Raw genomic sequence first — 22,803 nt, 5'->3', positions numbered from 1 at the left:
GAGGCATTGGCTTTAATTCAAGAATCTAAGGAAGTAAGTGTTAATCCTAAACATGAGTATTCTAAAGATATTTGGGATTGTCGAGCATTGGGAGTTGATGGTGGTGTAGGAAAATCCAGTTATAAACTAAATTTCGCTCCTATAAAACAGGACTGGATGAAAGAAACGGCGAAAACTTATTTAAAAGTTTGCCTGAGTTCCATCACATTCGCTTCTGTACAAGAAAAACTCAGTTCAATCAGAAAATTATCAAAGTTTTTTTCAGAAAACTACCCAAATATTACCCCAGAAAAGATAAACCGCGATGTTATCACTGAATATACAATATATTTAGCAAGTCAAAAATTAGCATCAAGTACCAGATACAAGTGTATTAGTGATGCAAAACTGTTTTTTGATTCCGCTTATCAATATCAATGGCTTGATGTCCGAAGGTATTTGGTTCGTCCTGAAGATTTTCCTAAGATAGAAAAAAGACTCCCTCGCTACATTCCAGAAGAAGTAATGCAACAACTTAATCAATACTTGGATGATTTGGCAGAGCCAATAATGCGAATGATATTAGTATTGCAAGAGTGTGGTATGCGAATTTCAGAGCTAGTAAATCTTAGCTTTGATTGTTTATTGCAGGATAAATCTGGAGATTGGTTTTTAAAATATTACCAATTCAAGATGAAAAAGGAAATTACTATACCTATCTCAAGAGAGGTTGTAAGAGTCATTCAAGAACAACAGAAATACATTCGTAAGCATTTTACTCAGAAAGAATTTAACTATTTATTCTGTTCAAATGTAGGGGCAGTCAGACCTGATTTTATTCCATCCCCTCATGTAATGCTGCGGAAAACGTTACCTAATCATCTTAACCGTTTAGCTAAAAGAAGAAATATTTGCAGCAACTCTGGTAATCTATGGCATTTTCAAAACCATCAGTTTCGTCATACGGTGGGAACACGGATGATAAATAATGGTGTTCCTCAGCACATTGTTCAGAGATATTTAGGACATGAATCTCCTAATATGACTGCTGTTTATGCCCACATCCACGACCAGACAATGAAAGAAGAAATTGCCAAGTTTCAAGGCAAAATTGTCAATATTTCAGGGCAGGTTGTCGAGCCAAACAACATAGAAGCAGATGTAACTGATTTGCAATGGTTTAAGCGAAACATTCAAGCTCAAGCATTACCAAATGGCTCCTGTGCTTTACCTACTATTTCTCAAGGGTGTCCCCACGCTAATGCTTGTTTGACCTGTACTCACTTTCGTACAACTTCTGAGTATTTAGAAGAACACAGACAGCAGTTAGAACAGACCAACCAGATTATTCAAAAAGCGGAAGCAAATGGATGGGTGCGCCAAGTTGAGATGAACCAGAAAATTAAAACTAATCTAGAAAACATCATTTCCGTGTTGGAGGTGGATGCAAATGACGGTTGAACGCAATATTGATGGACTACGTGGCAATGCTCAAAGGAAACGCCAAGAGGCATTTGAGAAAGTTGAGCAAGGAATTCAGAAACTCATCAAAGAGCAACGAGTTATAAACTTTAATACTGTTGCCAAGGCTTCTGGGCTGAGTAAGGCTTGGCTTTATAAAGAGCCTGATATTAAGGCTCGGATAGAACATCTCAGGGAAAATAACTCAAAAATCAAGGAAATACCACCAAAACAAAAAAGCTCAGATGCTTCCAAAGATGCAATCATTAAAACCCTAAAAGAAAGAATTAAAAGGGTTGAAGCTGAGAACAGGGGGTTACGTGACCAGCACGAAGCAATTTATGGGCGTATCCTTCAAGCTTCTGAAATAGAGCATCGGTTGGAGAGACTAGAGGCAGAGAATGCTAGGTTAAAAAAAGAATTAGATGAATGTCTTTCTCGCTCACCTAAGCCTTCTGCGTCTAAAAAATCTAATGTTCCATCTCTCTCAAACAAAAAAATGCAAGATGGGATTAGCAATACCATTAAAGATGAATAAGTTATATTTTCTAAAGATGAACTTGAAGTTATCAGAACTATCCAAGATATCAGAAATCAGTTTGAGCATTATAAGGTTTCCACTAACAAGCATCGTCTTTGGACAAATATTTCAAAATTTTTGGAATTAATTGACAATTTCCTTGTCAAGGAACTTCAGATAAATATTGAAGCTTCTGTTAAAAGTTTAGAACTTCAGAAGAAGATACATACTATCGATTCAATATGGAAACGAATAGATAGAGAGCGAAGACAGAAGTGGAATCAAGACATTCAAGTTAAGCTTAAAAAATTTCAACGTAAGCGCGATCAAATTATTAAGGAATTAAAGAGTAAGTACGCAGCAAATAAGTGGGTAGATAATCCTTTCACTACCTGCCCAGACTGTTACCAAGAAACCCTTATTGCTAATGGGGAGTATGAAGGTATATGCAGCAATTCAAAATGTAGCAGCGTTAATCCTTTAACGGAATGTAGTAGATGCGGGGGAATCATGCCAGGTTTTTCTTGGGAGTTTGGGTTTTGTGAATCTTGTTCAGAGTGGATGAGGGATCAGTGATATCGTACAGAGCCGCATTATCTATACCACAACGTCTACAACGTAAGCTACATAATACTTTGACGTTGTAAAAGACTTCTACAACAAAGAGGCTGTACCTCTTCACTATTCAGGAAAATCAAGGGAGAGTTGAAGGTCTGCATTTCTGTAGTGGTAAGCAACTTTGCTACGAAGCTCTTGAATGTTTGAACAAGTTTTTGCGATACCAATCACTTTGTAGATATGAGGGATAAGTTTTTTGAGTCCATAGTCACCCGTAAACCATTGATGATAGTTCCTACCGTGTCTTGGCGGTGGTTTATGCGTTTTTAGATATTCAGCCACATCAGGATCTAGCGCGTGGTAAATAAGCTCCATGACTAACTTGCCCCACCATTTAGGTCTATAGCGCAAAGGCTTACTCCAATTGGTAAGACGACCAAATTCCTCCCACAACTCATCAGGAAAGGTTTTTTCCCAATTTCTTAATTCGTCAGCTATAAAAGCTCTTATTTTTACCTGAAGTGCATCAGATTCTCTTTCGTATTGATAACCAGTTGCTTCATCAATTAAAGCAACCAATCCGACCTTAGAACAGGCGGCAAGCAGCACTCCACATCTTATTGCGATTTCTTTTTGCCTATTTGTAGCTAACTTTCCATCAGACAATGCCCTGATGTAAGCACTACAGATGTCTAGAAAATTTTCAGCAGTTATTCCTTTACCAGTGCTTGGAGGTGGTGTACCAGGAATATAAAACTCAATTGTGCTGGACAAAATTAATTCACTATCTAAATAGTCTCTTAAGCCTTCAATACGAACATAGTTGCTGAACTTTCCAGTTTTGACATTGGCTAAAGCTTTGACACCACCTCTTAAACTAATGACTCTTTGTTTTGTGTCCAGAACGTAACAGTCAATAGGCTCGTCACCAAGGCTTAAAGTACCAGAATGTTTAGCAAAAGGCGATTGAGGAAAAGAAATATCTTCTTTTTCAGACTCAATATAATTTTTTAAAGAATCATCCTCTTCAGGGCTAATATCTTCAATTTCCATGAGTTGATGCGGGCAAAGGGGATTTGTTGACGCGGGCGATATATGGGCTATATTATCTCCAATAAGCGCGGGCAATGTCAAGAGGTAAAGAATAAAAAATCTTTATTTAGCAAGTGCTGTAAGGCGGGCGATAGGCATCCATCTGGAAAAAATCTGCGCGGGCGATAAACAGTCTTTTAAGGCGGGCTGTTTTTACAGCTTATTTGCAACTTCGTATCGGCATCATTTTCTCCAAAACCCTTATAATTCAATGCTTAAGTAGCTTTAGTCCTAACGCTTGTCCTAAATATTAGTAGTTTTGTCGTTACTCTTCGCTTGATTCTCGCTTGAAACTTTCTTGCTAAAATCTTTTTTTATCCCAGAAATAATCTTGCTTAGTAGTTTAAATAAAATTGAAAAAAAGCGATTTTGTTATTGCAACAAAATCGCTTATCATGTTAGTCTTTTTATGTGTATTGGGGAACTCATCAGAAGAACCTTCAGCTTGGCGGCGGAGTCATTCTTTCTGAAAGAGGAACCCATACACTTTTTAGTTAACTCTACAACCCCCTAAAAGGAGGCGTACCTTGTTATGTCTAATAATACCAATTTATTCACCAATAGTCAAACTTTAAATATTGACTCTGAACAGAAGAGAATCATCAATACTCTATATCGTTGTAGCGAACCAGAAATACTGCTTATTCGGTTTGCAAAAACTAAAGAGAGAGGAATCGGATCTAGAGATGTAATGCACTATTTACTCTATTCTGATTCAGCGTCTTCATCCATCCTTAGTCGTCTAGCAAACAGCAAGAATAATACACGCTTAATTTTCCCACCATTAGTTCGGGAAAAATGTGGGCCAAGGGGTACATGGCTATATTTTGTTCGTGAAGAAGTGAAACTACAAGACATCGACCAAGTAATCCAAGAACAAAAATATAGTTACGAAAGATTTATCGATGGTCAAAAGAAGAAAAAATCAACAGGTGACAGTGGCATCTATCAAGACCAAATCAGTGAAACCAGTACATATGAACCAGTTGGCTCTACTGAAATAAATCATCAAGAAGCAAAAAACCTTCAACAAGAAAGGACAGAATCAACAGTTTCTGATTTCGATAATGTCAAAAATCAAGAGACTAAATTACCTAATTTAGCAGAGTTTAACGAGGATGAGTTTCCGTTCATGTTTGACATTTTGAAGAAAGAGCTTGTTGAGAAAGACAAACAACTTCAACAACTTCAAAAAGAGTATGAAAAGGTTATAACTACTCTTATAAAACAAAAAGCTGGATAGACAGTCTCAGATATATCCTGGCATAAAATATAAGCCTTAAACGCTAATTAACGTTCAAGGCTTGCTAGTTGGATAGCATAGTTTTTTCGTAAGGATTCAGGTGGCAGGGTATTGTCCAAAAGCTGATACGCACATATTAATACGTTTGCCCCCAATCTTCATCATCTGTGTATCCCAAAGGAAATTATGGCAAAAAACAACGAAACAGAACTCAAATACGAAGGTTATCTAGTTCATCGTCGGGTAAGCGACGGTCTAGTTAATTTAACTGATATGTGGAAGGCTGCTGGACAGCCAATGAACAAGAACCCACGAGACTGGAAGCGCCTTGATAAAACTCAAGAATTATTTGAAAATTTGGTTCTTACGACGGGCATCTTGCCCATCCGAATCCAAGCCAAAAGGGGCAAGAAGTTTAAAACTCGTTACACCATCTCTGAAATTCCGGGCATTATTGAGACTATTAAGCATGGAAGATATCCTGCAACGTATGCTACTTCGGAATTAGCAATTGACTATGCACAAACTATTTCGGTGCAATTTCATCAATGGACTTTAACTGCCCTTAAAGACCGAATTGAGGAGGAAGCTAACCCAGAACTTGCTTACAACAGAGGAAAAGATAGAGCTATAAAAGGATGGGAAAATCAAGGAAAGTCCGATGATTGGATTCAAGACCGTATAAATAGCATTGAGAATTACAAGCAACATACGAATGTTCTTGGATCTCATGGTGTTGGATGGCAGCAGCAGCGAAATGGTTTTGCTGAATGTGCCGATGCGATTAATGTAGAAATTCTAGGAGGACGATCCAAAAAGTTAAAAGAAGTTTTAGGGTTAATCAAAAAATCCCAGCGACTTAGAGATAAATTAAGCAGAAAACAGTTGACAGCCCTTAGCTTTGCGGAAGCATTAGCTGACGACGAAATTGAAACCAATGATCTACAGGGAAATCAATCTTGTCGGCAAGCATGTTCTCAAGCAGCCCGTAGAGTTGTTTTAGCGGCTCAAGGCTCTACAATAATTTTAGGTAAATAGACTTAACTTTCTTCAGTTTCTAGCTGATAAATTCTCAATGAAGGATGTTCCGGCATTAATCGCCAGCAGCTATGCTCTGGAGCCGGCGATGTTCTATCGCTGCAACGATACAAAAACACTGGCTCATCCTTTAAAAGTCCCATCAGTGCTACTTGTTTCCAGCTTTGATTGCCTAAATCCCAGATCAAATGCGACCTACCAAGGTATCCTGCATTCAGCAGACTGGCAAATATCCACTCGATAATTTCTTGAATTTGTTCTACTTCTAGCCTAGTATCGTTTTGACCATAGCTTTCAATTTCAGGTTTGTTAGATTTTGGTTTTAGGAGTCCCAATAGCAAAGATGGAATTTTCAAAAAACTTTTCATAACGCTGGACAAATACTTTACTTTGTAAACATATCCACAAAGTAAAGTATTTGTCCAGCAAGCTTTGTTAGATTTTAGCTATAGATAATTGCGTAAATCTGCTGGGGTTAAATTGATCACAATTTTTCGCATGGGAAAGGCAAAACCGGCATTCTTCAGCGTTGCTTTGACTCTTTCTCTTGATTCTTGAATCGCTGAATCTGGTAGTCCCAAGACAACAATTCCCGGCAATCCCCCTGACACATCGACTTCTACGCCTACTTTGACGGCATCGATGCCCACAATTGATGCACTCCAGACTCTAGCAAGCATTTCTTATATAACAGTAAACCTTTCAAATCTTTAGCAGATGAGTCGGTAGATTGGCATTAGTGAAACTACAGAGACGATTTTTGGATCAAATTATCTGGTTCTTGTTTGTTGGAAAAGTTGACAAGCGTTTTTAAGAAGGGTTAGGGAGGATAAAGTATAAAAAGTAATAATCAAATAACAACAATATTTTTCAACAAAATTGCCAAATTCCTGAAACTTATTTACGTAATATTACAGAAGTTATAAATACAAACAAGCAATAAGATAACAGGCATATTAATAAATAACAGCTAAAAAATTTTACATTTGTAATATTATTCAGACCGATGAAACGGCGCAACTTTCTTTGGTATTCGCTACTGTTTGCTGTTGGTTGCACAACAGGTGAATAAAAGCGGGTAAGGCTGCTGCCCAATAATTGTGTTAATAGAAGGTGGAATATTCATAATGTGCCGTTTACTTGCTTACCTCGGTTCGCCTGTTTCTTTAAAGCTTGAGCAATATAGCTCAGGCATGATTTTATTAGCTACCGCTATGTGTTTCACTGATTGGGGTAAAGGTCTGCCATCAAAGGTAGCCTATTACGCCAAGCAAACGGAGGTTTCATGTCGATATCTAAAGCTGTCATCAGCAATCTTACTTCTCAAAACAGCGTTGAAAAACGCTTGCAGATAGAGCGTTTGGTAGGAGCAACTCAAATAGTTGCATCTAGTGCTGGGAGTGATGTGGTTAAGGGATTAACTCAAACACCTAAATCTCTACCCCCCTGTTACTTTTATGATGACCGTGGTTCTGATCTGTTTGAGCAAATCTGTGATTTACCAGAATATTACCTCACACGCACAGAAACAACGATTTTACAGCAGTTTGCTGGCGAAATTGCCAAGATAACTGGGGCTTGTGAATTAGTAGAACTTGGTAGTGGCAGTTCTAGCAAAACCCGCATTTTACTAGATGCCTACCAGCAGCTAGGCTATCCCCTGCACTACCTACCAATTGATGTCTGTGCAGGTATGTTGGAAAGTAGTGCGAAGCAGTTATTAGAAGATTACCCCTTACTGCAAGTTTATGCACTAGCGGGAACCTATGAATTAGCCCTTGCACAACTCCAACCGACGCAATTACCCAGTCGGATGATTTGTTTTATTGGTAGCAGTTTAGGTAATCTTAGACCTGATGAGTGTGATGTGTTCTTCTCTCAAATTACAGAAGCCCTACAAGTAGGTGAGTATTTCTTGTTGGGGATAGATTTGCGAAAGCCGAAACAGATTTTGGAACCAGCTTATAACGACAGCCAAGGAGTGACGGCAGAATTTAACCTCAATATGCTGGAGCATTTAAATCAGCGCTTTCAGGGGAATTTCAACACCATGCAATTTGAACACTGGGCGTTTTACAATGAAAGTGAGCATCAAATAGAAATGCATTTACGCAGCCTGCGATCGCAAATTGTAGAATTACGCGCTCTTGACCTCAAGGTTAATTTTGCACTAGGTGAGACTATCCTCACTGAAATTTCTCGCAAATTTGACCTTAATACCATCAAGCAGCAACTCACCGCACATAGTTTATTACCTCTTCATGTGTGGACAGATCCAAATCAATGGTTTGGTTTACTGCTCTGTCAACTGCAAGCATAAATCAAATCAGGGTATGTCTCACATATATAGTGGTTCTCAGTTGAGTCCAATATAGACCTTAGGACTTACGCACTCAAAACCTGAAACCTCGTTCGCGTAGCGTGCGCGAAGCGCACTCCCCCCTAACCCCCCTTTTTTAAGGGGGGATCTAAAAAGCCCCCTCTGAGCGACTGCCTCACCGCAACGCACTGGCTCCCCTACAAGCGTTGGGGAGTAACACTCAAAGCCTCTCTCCTTTTAGGAGAGAGGTCAAAGTATATTGCATACAAACGAGAACCGCTATAAATGATATTCGTCCCACCACAACAAGCTGACAATTCAGGTCATGTGGAAAAGCTAACGATTGACCTAACCCCCTTCCCGACACTCTAAGGGGGAAAATTCAAAGTCTCTGACGCCACGATTGCGAACCCGTAGGGCTTGTCGTCAGACATCCCTCTCTGAACCGCAGATGTTGTATCTTTCGGTATATTAGTATAACCCTGGACTTTAACAGATACCGGGTTGACACTTTATAGACTGGCTGAAAATTCACAAATCTATGCGGAATTGATACCAGAGGCACTGAAGTTGATAGCAGCAACATCATTTATCAGCAAAATTATGAATACAACCCAGAGATATTTTTTACCCCTTATTTTTGTGACAATGATTGTCAGCCTCAGCAGTTGTAGTTCTAACCCCACTGCTCGTAATATTGAGAGTGGAACGCCATCCCCCACCACAACACCAACGAATAGCGCATCGTCTCAGACTCCCAGCCAAATTTCTAGCGTTGCTCAGTTGAGAGAAAAATCTCCTAATCAAGAATCTCCTAAGGAAAATACGCCTTCCTCATCAACTCCTAAAGCTGTCACTAGCAAAACTACCAACGTCACACTATACACAAGTGATACCCAATGTCAAGAACTCATTCCAGAAAAGGTTTCAGTACCAGCCGAGGAACCAGTGACAAATGTAGTGAGTAAAATTTTAGAAAAACGAGATACAAGCGACTTTAGCTTGTCTGGGTATCGTGTCAATATAAAAAATAGCATTGCTACAGTTGATTTGCGAATATCTCCTGGGTCAAAGCGGCAAATAACTTCTCTTTCTAGTTGTGAACAGTTTGCTCTGTTTGGCAGTCTCCGCAAAACTCTAACGAGTAATACCCAATGGAATATTAAAGAGGTTCGTTTCACCGAGCGAGGTGAGGACATTGTTCTTTAGAATCTGAACAGCGACAGGACTCATGCATCAGCAGTTGCGAAAACTGTGTATATTCTAGTCAATTGAAAACAGCTGTAAATAGTGGTATTCTTCGTGTTAGCCATAAGTTTATGGCAGCAACTTGCGGGTGTAATTCAGTGGTAGAATCTCACTTTCCCAAGGTGATCGTCGTGGGTTCGAGTCCCATCGCCCGCTTTAAGTACATATACAGCAGAATTCAGAATTCAGGAGTCAGAATTCAGAAGTAAAACAGGCTTTATACGTGGCTTTTAGACGAAACCTCTCTCTAAATCTCTCTCCTAAAAGGAGAGAGAGTTTGAATTTCCCCCCTTCCCTCGTAGGGAAGGCAGGGTGGTTTCATACGACGAGAGAATAATATCTCAGTCTGATTATTGGTTGATATCTATACTTAACGCTAGGATAAAATACTTAGATTGTTGCTGATATTATCCAAGATTTTAACGATCGCTTCGGTAATATTCAATGGACAGAAAAAGATAAAGTGCGGCGCTTCCTATTTGAAGAATTACCCGCCGAAGTCAGCAAAGACGAAGAATATCAGAACGCCAAGAAATACTCAGACCGCCAAAACGCCAGAATCACCTTCGAGAAAAAGCTAGTCGATAAGTTTCAGGAGTTCATCTTCGACCATACAGAAGCATACCGTAAATTTACTGATGAACCTGAGTTTAAAACATGGTTAGCCAATACCCTGTTCGATAATGATTATGACCAAGATGGAGCCTAAAGCGATCGCTATTTTAGGAACGAAGAGTAAATGTGGCTTTGTATACTATAGTATTTTCTATATATAAATTTAAATTGACAAATAATTAAGTTGTTCCACATTCAACTTGCATAATTAGGGCGGGCAAGATGCCATTAGTGTCAACTTAAGGTTAAAACCCATTTGTCAACGATAGGTTTTGTGAGAAACGAAGTATAAAGGTGAACTTTTTTCTGCCTTTTATACGCAAGCTGGGAGTGATGCTAATAAACAAAGCATTAATAGTCCCTGAAAAAGTTCGTTTTTTGTCCCTTTCAAACCGAATTTTTCAGCATAAATGCTTATTGACATAGCCAGTTTGAGCTTAACTTGACACCTATGGCAAGATGCCCACCCCACAAGAGTTATGTTTCATTCGGTTATGCAAATTAGATGTTTTTCAGCTTAGTTAATGTACAGTACAAATATCTAGGTACTCGCTAATTGATGGCAGCTAATGGTAAAAAACAATTAGCGATTCGCAATTAGCACTATGGCAAATTTTCTCCAACCGCCAAGGTTACGCATTGGTGAAGACACTGAAGAAGAACGACGCGCCACTTGGCTAGAACTTTTTTATGATTTGGTTTTTGTAGTTGCAGTTTCTCAACTCGCCCACAATCTCAACGAGGATATCTCTCTATCAGGATTGTTTGGGTTTGTAGTTCTATTTATACCAGTTTGGTGGTCATGGATTGGCACTACATTCTACGCCAACCGCTTTGACAGTGATGATGTCGGACATCGACTGTTGATTGGTATACAAATGCTGACAGCAGCAGCAATGGCTATTAATATCCACCACGGTTTGGGTGAGAGTTCCCCTGGTTTTGCCATTTCCTATGCTCTCGGTCGGGTTGTGCTTGTAATAGAGTATGTCCGTGCTGGAATCTATATTCCTTCAGCGCGTCCTTTGACTACTCGCTATGCGATTGGTTTTGCGATCGCAGCCTTCTTCTGGTTAATATCAGCATCTATACCCATTCCTTGGCGGTTCGGATTTTGGACAGTGGGAATCATTATTGACTTTGCCACACCCTTAATAGGACGTAAGTTTCAGTTAGGGTTACTCCCCCACGCCTCCCACTTACCGGAACGTTTCGGGCTATTTACCATTATTGTTTTGGGGGAAGCAATCATTGCAGTGGTCAATGGTGTTTCTGAGCAGAAATGGGATACTTTAACTGTGATTTCTGGCGTGTTTGGTCTAATTATCGCCTTTAGCTGGTGGTGGGTCTATTTTGATAATCTGGGTGGCACACCGATTGTGATCGCGCGAACACATGGAAAAATTGGTGTTGTCAATCTCTGGCTTTACACCCATTTACCGCTAGTGATTGGGATTGCTGCTGCTGGAGTTGGTGTAGAACAAATTTTGTTGAGTCAGCCAACTTTACCACTACCCGATTCCCAGCGCTCGCTCATCTGTGGTTCAGTAGCATTATGCTCTCTAGCTGTCAGTATTCTCCACAGATTTGGGGTGATCCGTTATTGCAAAATCCGTTCCCAGTATCGACTTGGGGGTGCAGTTGTGCTGCTAGCGATCGCCATCTTAGGCAAAGGTTTGTTACCTGTTGCAGTCATCGCCCTTGTCGCTGTAGTTTCTGCTGGGCAAGTAGTTCAAGATTTATATCAGAGTCGTCCCACTACTCGCTTGGTTGACCCAGAAATCTAGCTTATAAGTGGCGTACATCTGTGCGCCACTGCGACCTATCCACGTAATTTCAATATGAGTTATTTTCTGAGACGCATCTATCCTATAGAGTATTTTTTAATTTTATAAATAAATATTTATATAGTTATTTAAAGATTATGTAATCTCAGCATTCAAACCCGACGCTGTAATGCTGATCACTCAACGCCTTGCCGTATATCAAGGTGACAGAACCAAAGGAGGAATGTCAAGATTAGGAGATGTACTTTTGGTTTATTAAGTCAAGTAGCTGAAATATTTATTAATATTATTAATAGGAAGTGTAAATTCAGCATCAGGAGTCCGAAAAAATTCCTAATGGCAGGTATTTCGCATCAATCACCAAATTCTTCACCAACGGAACAGCAGCTCATGAAAGACCAAGAACCATCAGACTCTAAGCGATTCGTCGGAAATCTCAAGAATGGGATTTGGCTGTTTGGGCTGTCATCTTGGGTATTTGGCATTACCGATCGCAGTATTGCTTCATTTGCGGATGGCTATCTATCTGCTTTGGATTTGACGCAACTATTCACAGCAGCGACGTTTTTTGTGGCGTGGCTATTTTTGAAACCGACATCCAGAGTTTAAGATCGGCGACTGGTTGAGTATCGAGTCACGCTAGTTTTATAAAGATTCAGAAAGTTATCTATTTGATTGATCGCCATAAGGGTGCGCCACAGAATGCATAGATTCTTTTGCATTGATCACAATCAGGGTAATTCGTAAAATCTTTGAATTACCCAGATTTTTAGTTTTCATGGGAGAGAATCAGGATCTATACTGAGTTCGCGCAACCTTTGTGCCAGCATTTTGGCACGTTCTTCCGGCGTTAGTAAACGTCGTTCTATGCCAATTCCCAAACCTACTTCTGGTAGCCAACCAGGATTTACTGGCAGTAATTGATACTCGTTATTGACTGGAACTACAAAAATTTTTCTAATTTTCCGGAATTGATTATGCTCAGGTGGTAGTATCTATCAGACTACCGATTTATACTGAAACTCTATAATGAACCTTCGGGGAATATAACCCCATTTCGGATTAAAAGCCCGGTCATCATGGCCGGGCTTTTGACAAGGAACTTAAATAATTCGTAATTCGTAATTCGTAATTCGTAATAGAGCCTCCGGCACGCACTCGCGTTCGTAATTAAGTTTTTAGGACTTACGCACTGTACAAATCCATCGTGATGTGCGTTAACAAAAATAGGTTGTTCAGGCTTTTCTTAATTATCCTTTGATCGTAAATAGACGATGCTGTAGGGGTAAAGCATGCTTTACCCCTACGAAAGATGTGGTTTTTCATCTAATACATATTTGATATTTATTGTCAATGCGTAAGTCCTAGTTTTGTAACGGGGACTTAAACCCACCGAATTTGGTTAAAAAAATGGGTAAGTCTGGAAAATCCCAGAATTACCCCGAATTTTAAAAGTTAGGAATTGTTTTTAACTCCTAACTCGTAACTACTGATTAATTAGGCAAAGGCGGCGGTTGTCACATCGTTATTCGACAGAATTTCTTGCAATTCTTCAGCGTCTACCGTTTCTTTATCAACCAGCATTTGCGCTATCTCATCTAAAATGTGGCGGTTACGCACCAACACTTCTTTAGCGCGTGTGTAGGCTACATCCACAAGTTTGCGGACTTCTTCATCAATGGCGGCGGCGGTTTCTTCGGAGAAATCACGCTCTGACATGATATCGCGTCCCAGGAACATATTACCTTGCTGACGACCAAGGGCAACTGGGCCTAAGCGATCGCTCATCCCAAATCGGGTAATCATCTGACGGGCAACACGGGCTACCTGTTGGAGGTCATTAGAAGCACCAGTGGTTACTTCTTCTTCACCAAAGATTAATTCTTCAGCGATGCGACCACCCAAAGCCACAGCCATCTGATTTTCCAGATAAGCGCGGCTGTACAAACCAGTGTCCATCCGGTCTTCGCTGGGGGTAAACCAAGTTAAACCACCTGCGCGACCACGAGGAATGATGCTAATCTTCTGCACAGGATCGTAGTCTGGCATCAAAGCACCAACTAAGGCGTGACCAGCTTCGTGATATGCCACCAAGGTTTTGCGCTTTTCGCTCATTACCCGGTCTTTCTTCTCTGGGCCAGCTAATACGCGATCGATCGCGTCGTTGATTTCATCCATCGAAATTTCAGTCAAATTCCGGCGTGCTGCCAGAATTGCGGCTTCATTCAACAGGTTGGATAAATCCGCGCCAGTAAATCCAGGGGTACGACGGGCGATTTTATCCAAGTCCACATCTTTCGCCAAGGTCTTACCACGGGCGTGTACCTTGAGGATTTCGCTACGTCCAGCATAATCGGGACGGTCTACCACAACTTGACGGTCAAAGCGACCAGGACGCAACAGTGCTGCATCTAGGACATCAGGACGGTTGGTAGCGGCAATAATGATGATGCCAGTATTACCTTCAAAGCCGTCCATTTCTGTGAGCAACTGGTTGAGGGTTTGTTCACGCTCATCGTTACCACCACCTAAACCTGCACCCCGTTGACGACCTACGGCATCAATTTCATCGATGAAGACGATACAAGGAGCGTTGGTCTTAGCTTGTTCAAATAAATCGCGGACGCGGGATGCACCGACACCGACGAACATTTCCACAAATTCCGAACCGGAGATCGAGAAGAAGGGTACACCTGCTTCACCAGCTACGGCACGAGCTAGGAGGGTTTTACCTGTACCAGGAGGGCCAACTAACAGCACACCTTTAGGAATTTTTGCACCAACGGCGGTAAAGCGATCGGCGTTTTTCAGAAAGTCTACGACTTCGTTTAATTCCAACTTGGCTTGGTCAATACCAGCGACATCGCCAAATGTCACCTGAGTTTGGGGTTCCATTTGGACTCTGGCTTTAGATTTGCCAAAGTTCATCGCTTGGCTACCTGGGCCACTTTGAGCGCGACGTAGCAAGAAGAATAAGCCAACCAAAAGCAATACAGGAAAAAATAAGCTGCTCAGTGCCTTAAACCAAAATCCTTCGTCGGTTTGGGGCAAAACAGAAATATCAACGCCTTTTGCAGACAGAGTATTGATCAAGTCTGGATCGTTGACTAAGGTAACAATCAGTTTATTTGGGTCATATTTGGGTGTAACCAGTGCTGTAGAGCGATCTGCACTCAAACTGACTTTTTCTACTCTGCCTTGTTGAACTTCTTGAATAAACCGACTATATCGCCATGTCTCTCTGCTCTGGGGTTGTTTGTCAAAAAATGCTGTTCCCAGCGCAATGACGACAATAAATAGCAGCGCGTACAGCCCCGCATTTCTCCATTTTTTATTCACTAAGGTCTATCCTCCTGTATTTTTCGCGCCATCGCCTAGCTTCTCTGCTCGGAAAGGTCATTATTAAGAATTATGTTAACTTATCTTAAGTGTAACAACATGGCGTAGCTATCATGCTAGAAAAAGCTCCCTGATTTGCTGAAAACTAGGATGGTAGGGATTATATTGTAGCGACCCTGAAGGCTGATGAACGGTATGAATCGGAATAATTTCTACCACACTATTAGTGTAGGCGATCGCTTCAAATCTCTGGACTAATTCGAGGCTCCAAGTTTCTTCCCGCACTGGCTGCTGGTGGTTTTGCAACCAGTTTACAAGTTGCGATCGCAAAATTCCCGGTAAAATTCCTGCCTTTATTGGCGGTGTCCACCAACTGCGATCGTACCATCCCCAAAGGTTACCTGTGCTGGTTTCTAGCCAATTTCCTTCAGCATCCACTAATATTGCTTCATCAGCATCTAAGCTAGTTCTTGCCAACCAAGCACTCAAATAGTTTCCAGTTTTATGAGAGGGGAGAGAGCGATAAAATTCAGGACTAGCAACGGCGCATATAATACCAGTTTTTTGTTTTTCTGTCAAATTTTGTGGTAATAATCTGCCAGTTATCCACTCACGTCCATCGGGAAAAAGGGTAATTCTGAGAACGGGGAAGTGTGCGAGGAGAATTTCGGCACCTTGACGCAGACGATTCCAATCGGGTTGCTGCCAACCAAAAGATTGTATTGAGAAAAGTAGGCGATCGCAGTGTGAGAGCCAATTGGTTAAACTACTATCTAGCGAGTTCTCATAAACCCGCAATGTTGTAAAAATAGTCGCTCCATAAAGTAACCCTGGATCGTTAATATCTAACTCTAAAGTTTGGGAGTGAATGAATTTACCGTCATACCAAAAAATGTGATTTTTCACACTCATTTTGTTTGTCGCTACAGCTTTATTGAAAAGTGATGACTTGTAATGCTCATGCGCTGCATGAGATAAAACCTGTGAGCTGCAAATCGCTGAACACCAGAATCAAGGCTCAGGTGTTCACAGTCATGATTTCTTGCATATTCAATTAGCCACTGAAATAACTGTTGACCATAGCTATGTGACCGCTTTAACTCATCAACAACTAAGTCATCAATATATAAAAATTTTCCTGATGCTAAACACGTATAAATGCGAAATCCAGCCACTGCGACAGCTTGCTCCTCTACTTCCAAGAATACAAGTTGATATGCTTCTTTCATTTGATATCGAACTTGTTCTACAAATTTAGCTTGCTCAAGGTGAGGGCGTAACTGGGATATAACAGGAAAACACTTTAATATTTGAAAGTCAGATTCTCCGAATTGTATTGACACTAGTATTGCTCCTAAAAATTACGAATTACGAATTACGAATTATTTTAATCCTTTGGGGGAAATACAATTTTATGAGTACCTTCAGGAGTTGTAATTACTTTTCCTCCCAAAGCTTCGATTTCCCTAATTGCACGTTTGCGAGTTCTCTGATCAACTTGATTATTTAAAACTATTGCCCAGGTAGAAATTTGAGCATATTTACTGTTAGGATTTCGACTGAGAAATTCAGCAGTTCTTTGGGAAGTCTTAGCGATAAGCTGACTCTCTGTATCTGAAAAGTTATTAGCCCAGTTTGCCGCCGTTGCAAAAGATTGTTGGGCAGCTTGGGCATTGCCTAAAAATAATAACTCATCAACTCCTTTATAACGCCACACGTAATAAGACTTTTCGGGAACCCAGGGAGATAGTGATTTTAAGCCTTTCTCTGACAATGCGATCGCGCGTTCTGGCATACCAGCATACAATGAAGTACTGATAGAAAGACTCTGATAGGCTGCCAAAAATCGCGGGTCACGTTTTAGAATGACTTCAAAATATTCTGGACTTAAGCTATAACCTGTTTTATCACGAACTTCATCATCTCCGAAATATTGTGAAAAATTCAGATATACCAAATCTGCGATGAAATTATCATAACCAAAACTAGGCATTTTTTGGAGAAAATTAAGACGGAGCTTTTCAGATTTTATTTCTTTTTCTAGAGTTTCTAAAGAGGCAAATTGTTTGCTATTTATTAGTTTTTGCAATTGGGGGAATTGAATTAAGCCAACTCCTAATATACATACACAAGCTACTAAAGGTGTAGCAAAAGCTTGACGCGATAACAACATACTTTTCTTATTTTTCTCCGCATAGTTATATTATTGTATACATAGTGATATAGGAAAAGTCGGCCAGCACTTGCGCGTTTACGCTTTGCTAGGTGAAATAGAAAACAGGTGGAGTAAAATAAACTGATTTACAGCAGTTTTGATGTATTTGAACCACATCTATCGTAGGGGCACAGCATTGCTCATAGGTGTCAACTTAAGCTGAAAGCCAGTCTATAAGCAGCTTTTAGAGATTGTCTCGTTGTCTCGTTCCCAGTCTCCGACTGGGAATGCCTATTAGAGGCTCCGCCTCAAGACTAGCGGCAGAGCCGCTTTTGATCTGCATTTCCAGCCTCTGGCTGGAAACGAGGTTTGAAAAGGATTTTGGCTTAAGTTGACACCAATGAGCATTGCTGTACCCCTACCCGCGTGGTCTATTTACCTGAAAATAGCTGTAAATCGCAGCATTATTTTATACTTATATTATTTTTTGCTTTGAGATATACTTTAAGTTTATTTGTGTACAAGCAAGATATAGTTTATACATAATAAAACGAAATGACCAAAAGCTAATTAAATTATTAAGTTTTTTTGACTTCAGTTACTTTTATTAAGTAAAAGCATTGAAAGTTTTTACATCACCTATAATTGTATTTTGTTTATACAATATAACCTCCAAAATGTCATGGTGAATAATACTGTTAGCGAAAACACAGAAACCAATGGTCAAGCTAGCGAAAATGAGGAAAATAATAGTCAAATTAGCAAGCCAAGTAGTGAATTTAAAAGAAAAGTTAACAAGCTGAATACTAAGGGAGAAGGATTCAATATTGATGACGTTATTGATGCTATTAAAACAGCAATAGTTGAAGTTGTCGAGTTAGAAATCACCACTTGGGTTCCAGACTCCTCTACTCAGTTTGAAGAAGTTGAAGGGCAACAAATTGCTAAACCAGGTAATCGAATGTATACCATAATAAATCTAATTGATGGTGATATAAACAATGAAGTTGGGAGTAAATTTGTTGGTAGTGGCCCATATACAGAACTTCGTGACTTTCATCTAAGTCAAATCAAAGAAAGTCGGGAGATTATGCAAAAAAATATAGAAAGTTTGCAGAAGTTGTATGGATTTTTTATAGAAATTATCAAATCTCGCAAAACTTTACAACAATCGCCATCGCGTCCATAGCAGTCGTTATTTATTAATAGTCACACAGAAATACCTACAGCACAGAAACCTGTAAAACTGGGAGCATCCCAAATTTTGAATTTTACTATTATCCTGCCTGAAGATAGAAATAAGAGAATGAGGAAACGAACCGCAAAGAACGCAAAGAGGAGGCAACGCGTTGCGGGGGTGGAGGAGTTTGTAGCGACTGCCGTCGCAAAGGGAAGAGAGTTGTAAAGGGTTTTTGCATCAGTACCGTGAATTTTTGATTTGAAAAATTGGGATGCTCCTGTCAAACCCTATAGGTTAATTTGCTTTAGAGAAATTAAGGAAATTATTACTATGCCTAACGAAATTCAAGAACAAGCCACAGATTTGCTACAGAAAGTAGTCTCATCTGTACATGGATTAGTCGATGATATTACAGCTTTAGAAGTGAATACGATGGTTGTGGAGCAAATTACTGGCGCAAAGTTTAATGCTTGGCAAGCATATGAAGAGATTTATTCAATAAATGACAAAGACTACTTTGATATCAAAGGAATTCCAAATCCAGACAATTTAATAGAACCAGAAAAAACTCAAGCTCAAGAGCTACGCAAGCGTTATACAAGTCTATTTTCGCAACTTGAAAGAGAATATTTTTACATTCTCCTTGAAGAAAGTACTAAGACTAATCAGCCAGACCCCAGGATAATACAATATCAGGAGCGTCTTAAATATAAAGTGGAACATCAAGCAAATATTGTTCAAGATGATCCGGTATACATAAAATTAGCTCAACCAATATTGCCTGCTCCAACTCCTGTTGCAGATAAACAAGATAATAATCAAAAAAATTTACCACAAAGGTGGCAAGAGATTGAAAAACTTTTGAATAATGGTAAATTTATTCGTACACTGCGGAAAATGTCTGAACTTAAAGCTGCACTTGATGGTGGTCATATTACCAGCCTAGATATTGATGTTATTTATGCTCAAACTGTTATGCAGTTAGATGGAGATATTATCAGTCGTTACCATAAAAAGCTATTTGAATTACCTGAAGGTGATAGAGATTTAATCCTAAAAATACATAATGAAGGGATAGTTGCTGGAGAAAAACAGTGGCGTGGAACACTAGATTTTCTGATTGGTATTATACAAAGTTTCACCAAATTATCCCGATAATGAACGCTTATAAAACACACACAGATTATCAAGCTGATGTCCAACTCTCTTTCTTTGTGCAAATCCCTCAAGGCACTCCTATAGAACTTGAAATTAAGGTTGAGCCAGGACAGTATACTTTTTATCTAAATAAGGCAGTTTTAAAACAAATTGAGCAAGCGCGAAAAGTAGGCTGCTCTCTGTACATTCCGCCAAAATTACTAGCTTATCTTTGGTACTACAACTGCTTTAGCGATAATATTTGCTTTAGTAATAATACTGTGCAATATAATAAATTAGTAATTACTAAAAAAAAGTTTAAAATTTTTGACAATACTTTTATAGTAAATTTTATCAAATTATTGTGGACTAAATCATTACAAAATAAATCGACGTTACAATATGGACTTACTTTTAATTTTTATTATAGAGAAGATACATCAGCTTTATATTTTTGGAAAGAACAGGATATTGTTTTACAAAGTAATATCTTATTTTATGGCGACATAATTCACAAAATCAGGAGTGATTTTATCCAAAATCCTGAGTGTTTAAATATTGCTTATGTGCATTATTGGCTTATTGAACAAATACTAAACTATCTTCGGACTAATCTAAATCTGCTAGTTTGGGAGATAGCTTCGCTGTTTCCTGCTGGTTTTGTAGTTTACAATCTCTATCTGGCAAATGCAATGATATCAATATTTGCTTGGTTAGGGTTAACTATATTATTTGCTACTACCCGCTATGTACTTGTTAATCAAATTCAAAGGCGTACTTCCATCAATTCTAAATTTATAAATAGGTTTATATGGACGCTTATTTGTCTCATCCCTAGCGTTGTTGTTGGTGCTACTAGTGGCTTTAGTAATGTTATTGCCTTATTATTGCCACTTTTGTCATTTATCGCGCCAGAACTTGCAGAGCGCATTTTAAGTTTTATCGCGCCGCGAGTTTGGAGACTTATCATCCGTAGGTTCCTGTCTTTATGACTATTTATAACTCTTTTTTAATAACTGCCAACATTGTTGTGCGATCGCCCAATCTTCTTGAGTATGAATAACTAATACCCGTACTGTTGAATCGGGTGTCGCAATATCCTCATCCACAGGCTGCTGCTGATTTTTCTCAAGGTCTATTTTCAGTCCGATAAATCCAAAGGCTTCACAGGCTGCTTGGCGAATTTCTGGAGAGTGTTCACCCACGCCTGCTGTAAACACCAAAGCATCTAATCCGCCCAAACTAGTAAGCATTGCACCGATCGCAGAACGCAAGCGATGTACATAGATATCCCACGCCAGTTGAGCGCGAGAATTACCTTGAGCAATCGCAGCTTTCACCTCACGCATATCGCTAGATATACCCGAAATTCCCTTTAACCCAGAAGCTTTATTTAATACATGATCTAACCTTTCGACCGAGTAATTGCAGTATCGCAACAGATAAATCAGAATCCCCGGATCAACTGAACCAGAACGACTGCCCATCATCAATCCTTCTACGGGCGTGAATCCCATAGTGGTATCAATGCTGCGACCGTTTTTAATCGCTGCTAAAGAGCAACCATTGCCGAGATGACAGGTAATTAACCGCTCAGGGGGAACATCTCGACCGAGAATTTGAGCAGCACGACCAGAACAGTATTGGTGACTGATACCATGAAACCCATAGCGACGAATACCTTCTTCCACCCACTCATAGGGGCCGGGATAGATTGCTGCTGCATCGGGCAGAGTGGCATGAAATCCGGTATCAAAGAGTGCTACTTGGGTGACATCTTTTAAAATTTTTTCAATTGCTTCTATACCTTCCAAAGCGACTGGATTATGTTCGGGAGCAAGGTTAGACAGACGTGCGATCGCCTTTTTGACATCCTCCGTAATTACCACACTATCCCGATAATCCTGTCCACCATGTACTATCCGATGCCCCACTACATCGATTTCTGACAATTGATCAATTACCTTGGTAGCACCATAAGTAAGTGTATGGAGCATATATGTGAGGTGTGCCTGTGGGGAATCAGCAGAGATTGATTCTTCCAGCGTTGCACCCGTAGCGGTTTTTACCTCAATTTTTGCCGCACCCCGATCTTGAGTCCAATTGATTTTCCCTTCCCAAAGGGGTTGGGGTGCTTCGGTGGGTAGAGCCTCATCTGCAATCTCATACAGACAACTCTTTTGGCTGCTCGATCCGGCATTCAGCACCAATATCTTCATATGACAACTTAAAATAATTTGTAATTCGTAATTCGTAATTCGTAATTAAAAACATGAGCTGCTTTGATCATCTGACTAAATCTAGCCCGATGCTTCTAGCCTATGGGTATAATATGCAGGCTTTTGCTAATACTCATTCGGGTCAAGGTTTTGTTTCATCTGGGCACCGACGGCACGAGCAGCCGGATCTGAACTTTGTAGCAGTGTACTTGATACATTGTGCTGATCAACTTGACTTCGGTTTTGACTGAGCTTGTACTTACCTTCCAAGCGTGTAACAGTTATTTCAAATCCCACAATGCCATTCATCATACCTTCACGAAATCCGTCAGATAAACCGTGCCAATGCGATTTGTAGTCAGCGTCGTAGGTGTCTATCATCTCGTTTATCATTTGGTTCATTGATTCTGGGGAGTCATTGAGCATGATGACTTTGGGAATACCATAAGCGTGAACAGCAATATAGTTCCACGTCGGTACGCTCTCATACTTTTCATACAAGGTAGGGGAAATGTAAGCGTGTGCTCCGGTGAAGATAGTAAGTAACTCAGTGCCAAGGGATTGTGATTGAGGATTTTGCTTTGCCAGATGACCAATTAATTTAACAGCATCTCCTTGCATTGCAATGACAAGAGGAATGTGTGAAGCACAAGGTACACCGTCTATGATCGACACCAACGTAGCGAAACTATTGGCTCTCATAAAGGCGATCAATTTATCAACATTATCTTCTTGAAAAGCCGTTGGTCTATACATGGCGATTTAACCTCACGATCAACTTATAAAATAATACAGTTCAGTTAAGCATTTCTTCCTTTGTTAGAGTCGATGCCCGGTATTATCCGGGGCACCTCTCTGTTAAATCTGGGCGTGCGACTTTCATCGCACCCAGCTTCCGATGTTCTTAGCTTT

21 protein-coding genes, 1 tRNA gene and 1 pseudogene are annotated in these 22,803 nt (G+C 40.0%); 14 read left to right on the top strand and 9 right to left on the bottom strand.

The features are described 5' to 3' along the window. Positions 1 to 6 precede the first annotated feature (6 nt). The 3 genes from V7L05_RS32875 (at position 7) to V7L05_RS32865 (ending at position 2,536) form a co-directional block, all read left to right on the top strand. Positions 7 to 1,440 carry a tyrosine-type recombinase/integrase gene (locus tag V7L05_RS32875; RefSeq protein WP_335170479.1) on the top strand — a complete coding sequence of 478 codons (1,434 nt, stop codon included), beginning with the start codon at positions 7 to 9 and terminating at the stop codon, positions 1,438 to 1,440. Next, entirely contained in the window at positions 1,430 to 1,978 is a 549-nt protein-coding gene (locus tag V7L05_RS32870; protein ID WP_335170470.1) for a DUF6262 family protein, read from the top strand. Before V7L05_RS32875 ends, V7L05_RS32870 begins: the two co-directional genes overlap by 11 nt. Positions 1,979 to 2,098: 120 nt before the next feature. After that, the gene (locus tag V7L05_RS32865) at positions 2,099 to 2,536 is read left to right on the top strand and encodes a hypothetical protein (RefSeq protein WP_335170469.1); all 438 of its coding nucleotides are present in this window, start codon (positions 2,099 to 2,101) and stop codon (positions 2,534 to 2,536) included. Positions 2,537 to 2,641: 105 nt separating this feature from the next. Here V7L05_RS32865 and V7L05_RS32860 read toward each other — a convergent pair whose 3' ends face one another. Continuing rightward, positions 2,642 to 3,571, bottom strand: coding sequence for a P63C domain-containing protein (locus V7L05_RS32860; RefSeq protein WP_335170468.1), 930 nt, complete (start codon positions 3,569 to 3,571; stop codon positions 2,642 to 2,644). Positions 3,572 to 4,142: 571 nt separating this feature from the next. On the opposite strand from V7L05_RS32860, the gene V7L05_RS32855 reads away from it, so the two are divergent. Both V7L05_RS32855 and V7L05_RS32850 read left to right on the top strand, forming a co-directional pair. After that, the gene (locus V7L05_RS32855) at positions 4,143 to 4,853 is read left to right on the top strand and encodes a hypothetical protein (RefSeq protein ID WP_335170467.1); all 711 of its coding nucleotides are present in this window, start codon (positions 4,143 to 4,145) and stop codon (positions 4,851 to 4,853) included. A 186-nt stretch (positions 4,854 to 5,039) separates the two neighbouring features. Continuing rightward, positions 5,040 to 5,891: a KilA-N domain-containing protein gene (locus V7L05_RS32850; RefSeq protein WP_335170466.1), complete on the top strand. Its 852-nt coding sequence runs from the start codon at positions 5,040 to 5,042 to the stop codon at positions 5,889 to 5,891. Positions 5,892 to 5,893: 2 nt separating this feature from the next. On the opposite strand, the gene V7L05_RS32845 is transcribed toward V7L05_RS32850, so the two are convergent. Both V7L05_RS32845 and V7L05_RS32840 read right to left on the bottom strand, forming a co-directional pair. Beyond that, a complete protein-coding gene (locus tag V7L05_RS32845) occupies positions 5,894 to 6,247 on the bottom strand; it encodes a hypothetical protein (protein WP_335170465.1) in 354 nt (117 codons plus the stop codon). A 102-nt stretch (positions 6,248 to 6,349) separates the two neighbouring features. Next, positions 6,350 to 6,571: pseudogene (locus V7L05_RS32840) on the bottom strand (magnesium chelatase domain-containing protein); the annotation flags it as partial. Between the two features lie 605 nt (positions 6,572 to 7,176). Between V7L05_RS32840 and egtD the strand changes: the two are divergent. The 6 genes from egtD to V7L05_RS32810 all read left to right on the top strand — a co-directional run bounded on the left by egtD (position 7,177) and on the right by V7L05_RS32810 (position 12,470). Beyond that, positions 7,177 to 8,211, top strand: a complete 1,035-nt coding sequence (egtD, locus tag V7L05_RS32835) for an L-histidine N(alpha)-methyltransferase (protein ID WP_335170464.1) — start codon at positions 7,177 to 7,179, stop codon at positions 8,209 to 8,211. A gap of 603 nt (positions 8,212 to 8,814) precedes the next feature. After that, positions 8,815 to 9,420: a sporulation/spore germination protein gene (locus V7L05_RS32830; RefSeq protein WP_335170463.1), complete on the top strand. Its 606-nt coding sequence runs from the start codon at positions 8,815 to 8,817 to the stop codon at positions 9,418 to 9,420. 123 nt (positions 9,421 to 9,543) lie between these two features. After that, positions 9,544 to 9,615 (top strand) — tRNA-Gly (locus V7L05_RS32825). A gap of 307 nt (positions 9,616 to 9,922) precedes the next feature. Next, positions 9,923 to 10,168, top strand: a complete 246-nt coding sequence (locus V7L05_RS32820; RefSeq protein ID WP_335170462.1) for a hypothetical protein — start codon at positions 9,923 to 9,925, stop codon at positions 10,166 to 10,168. A gap of 511 nt (positions 10,169 to 10,679) precedes the next feature. Continuing rightward, positions 10,680 to 11,861 carry a low temperature requirement protein A gene (locus V7L05_RS32815; protein WP_335170461.1) on the top strand — a complete coding sequence of 394 codons (1,182 nt, stop codon included), beginning with the start codon at positions 10,680 to 10,682 and terminating at the stop codon, positions 11,859 to 11,861. Positions 11,862 to 12,251: 390 nt separating this feature from the next. Continuing rightward, entirely contained in the window at positions 12,252 to 12,470 is a 219-nt protein-coding gene (locus tag V7L05_RS32810) for a hypothetical protein (protein ID WP_335170478.1), read from the top strand. A gap of 888 nt (positions 12,471 to 13,358) precedes the next feature. Here V7L05_RS32810 and ftsH3 read toward each other — a convergent pair. The 4 genes from ftsH3 to V7L05_RS32790 form a co-directional block, all read right to left on the bottom strand. Next, a complete protein-coding gene (gene ftsH3, locus V7L05_RS32805; RefSeq protein ID WP_334948088.1) occupies positions 13,359 to 15,200 on the bottom strand; it encodes an ATP-dependent zinc metalloprotease FtsH3 in 1,842 nt (613 codons plus the stop codon). A gap of 111 nt (positions 15,201 to 15,311) precedes the next feature. Continuing rightward, positions 15,312 to 16,112 (bottom strand): aminotransferase class IV, encoded by an 801-nt coding sequence (locus tag V7L05_RS32800; protein WP_335170460.1) that lies wholly within the window; start codon positions 16,110 to 16,112, stop codon positions 15,312 to 15,314. A gap of 11 nt (positions 16,113 to 16,123) precedes the next feature. Beyond that, positions 16,124 to 16,543, bottom strand: coding sequence for a GNAT family N-acetyltransferase (locus V7L05_RS32795; protein ID WP_335170459.1), 420 nt, complete (start codon positions 16,541 to 16,543; stop codon positions 16,124 to 16,126). A gap of 44 nt (positions 16,544 to 16,587) precedes the next feature. Beyond that, entirely contained in the window at positions 16,588 to 17,373 is a 786-nt protein-coding gene (locus tag V7L05_RS32790; protein ID WP_335170458.1) for a hypothetical protein, read from the bottom strand. Between the two features lie 664 nt (positions 17,374 to 18,037). Here V7L05_RS32790 and V7L05_RS32785 point away from each other — a divergent pair. The 3 genes from V7L05_RS32785 (at position 18,038) to V7L05_RS32775 (ending at position 20,664) form a co-directional block, all read left to right on the top strand. Next, positions 18,038 to 18,544 (top strand): hypothetical protein, encoded by a 507-nt coding sequence (locus V7L05_RS32785; RefSeq protein WP_335170457.1) that lies wholly within the window; start codon positions 18,038 to 18,040, stop codon positions 18,542 to 18,544. A 321-nt stretch (positions 18,545 to 18,865) separates the two neighbouring features. Continuing rightward, positions 18,866 to 19,693 (top strand): hypothetical protein, encoded by an 828-nt coding sequence (locus V7L05_RS32780; protein WP_335170456.1) that lies wholly within the window; start codon positions 18,866 to 18,868, stop codon positions 19,691 to 19,693. Next, positions 19,630 to 20,664 (top strand): hypothetical protein, encoded by a 1,035-nt coding sequence (locus V7L05_RS32775; protein ID WP_335170455.1) that lies wholly within the window; start codon positions 19,630 to 19,632, stop codon positions 20,662 to 20,664. Before V7L05_RS32780 ends, V7L05_RS32775 begins: the two co-directional genes overlap by 64 nt. Here the strand turns inward: V7L05_RS32775 and V7L05_RS32770 are convergent, their stop codons facing one another. Both V7L05_RS32770 and V7L05_RS32765 read right to left on the bottom strand, forming a co-directional pair. Further along, complete coding sequence (locus V7L05_RS32770; RefSeq protein WP_335170454.1) at positions 20,665 to 21,891, bottom strand: acetate kinase; 1,227 nt, start codon at positions 21,889 to 21,891, stop codon at positions 20,665 to 20,667. A gap of 126 nt (positions 21,892 to 22,017) precedes the next feature. Then, positions 22,018 to 22,647, bottom strand: coding sequence for an FMN-binding negative transcriptional regulator (locus tag V7L05_RS32765; protein WP_335170453.1), 630 nt, complete (start codon positions 22,645 to 22,647; stop codon positions 22,018 to 22,020). Positions 22,648 to 22,803 lie beyond the last annotated feature (156 nt).

This window comes from Nostoc sp. (assembly GCF_036917755.1).
In the GTDB taxonomy this organism is placed as follows: Bacteria; Cyanobacteriota; Cyanobacteriia; order Cyanobacteriales; family Nostocaceae; genus Nostoc.
This window is presented reverse-complemented; position numbering and strand designations above follow the sequence as displayed.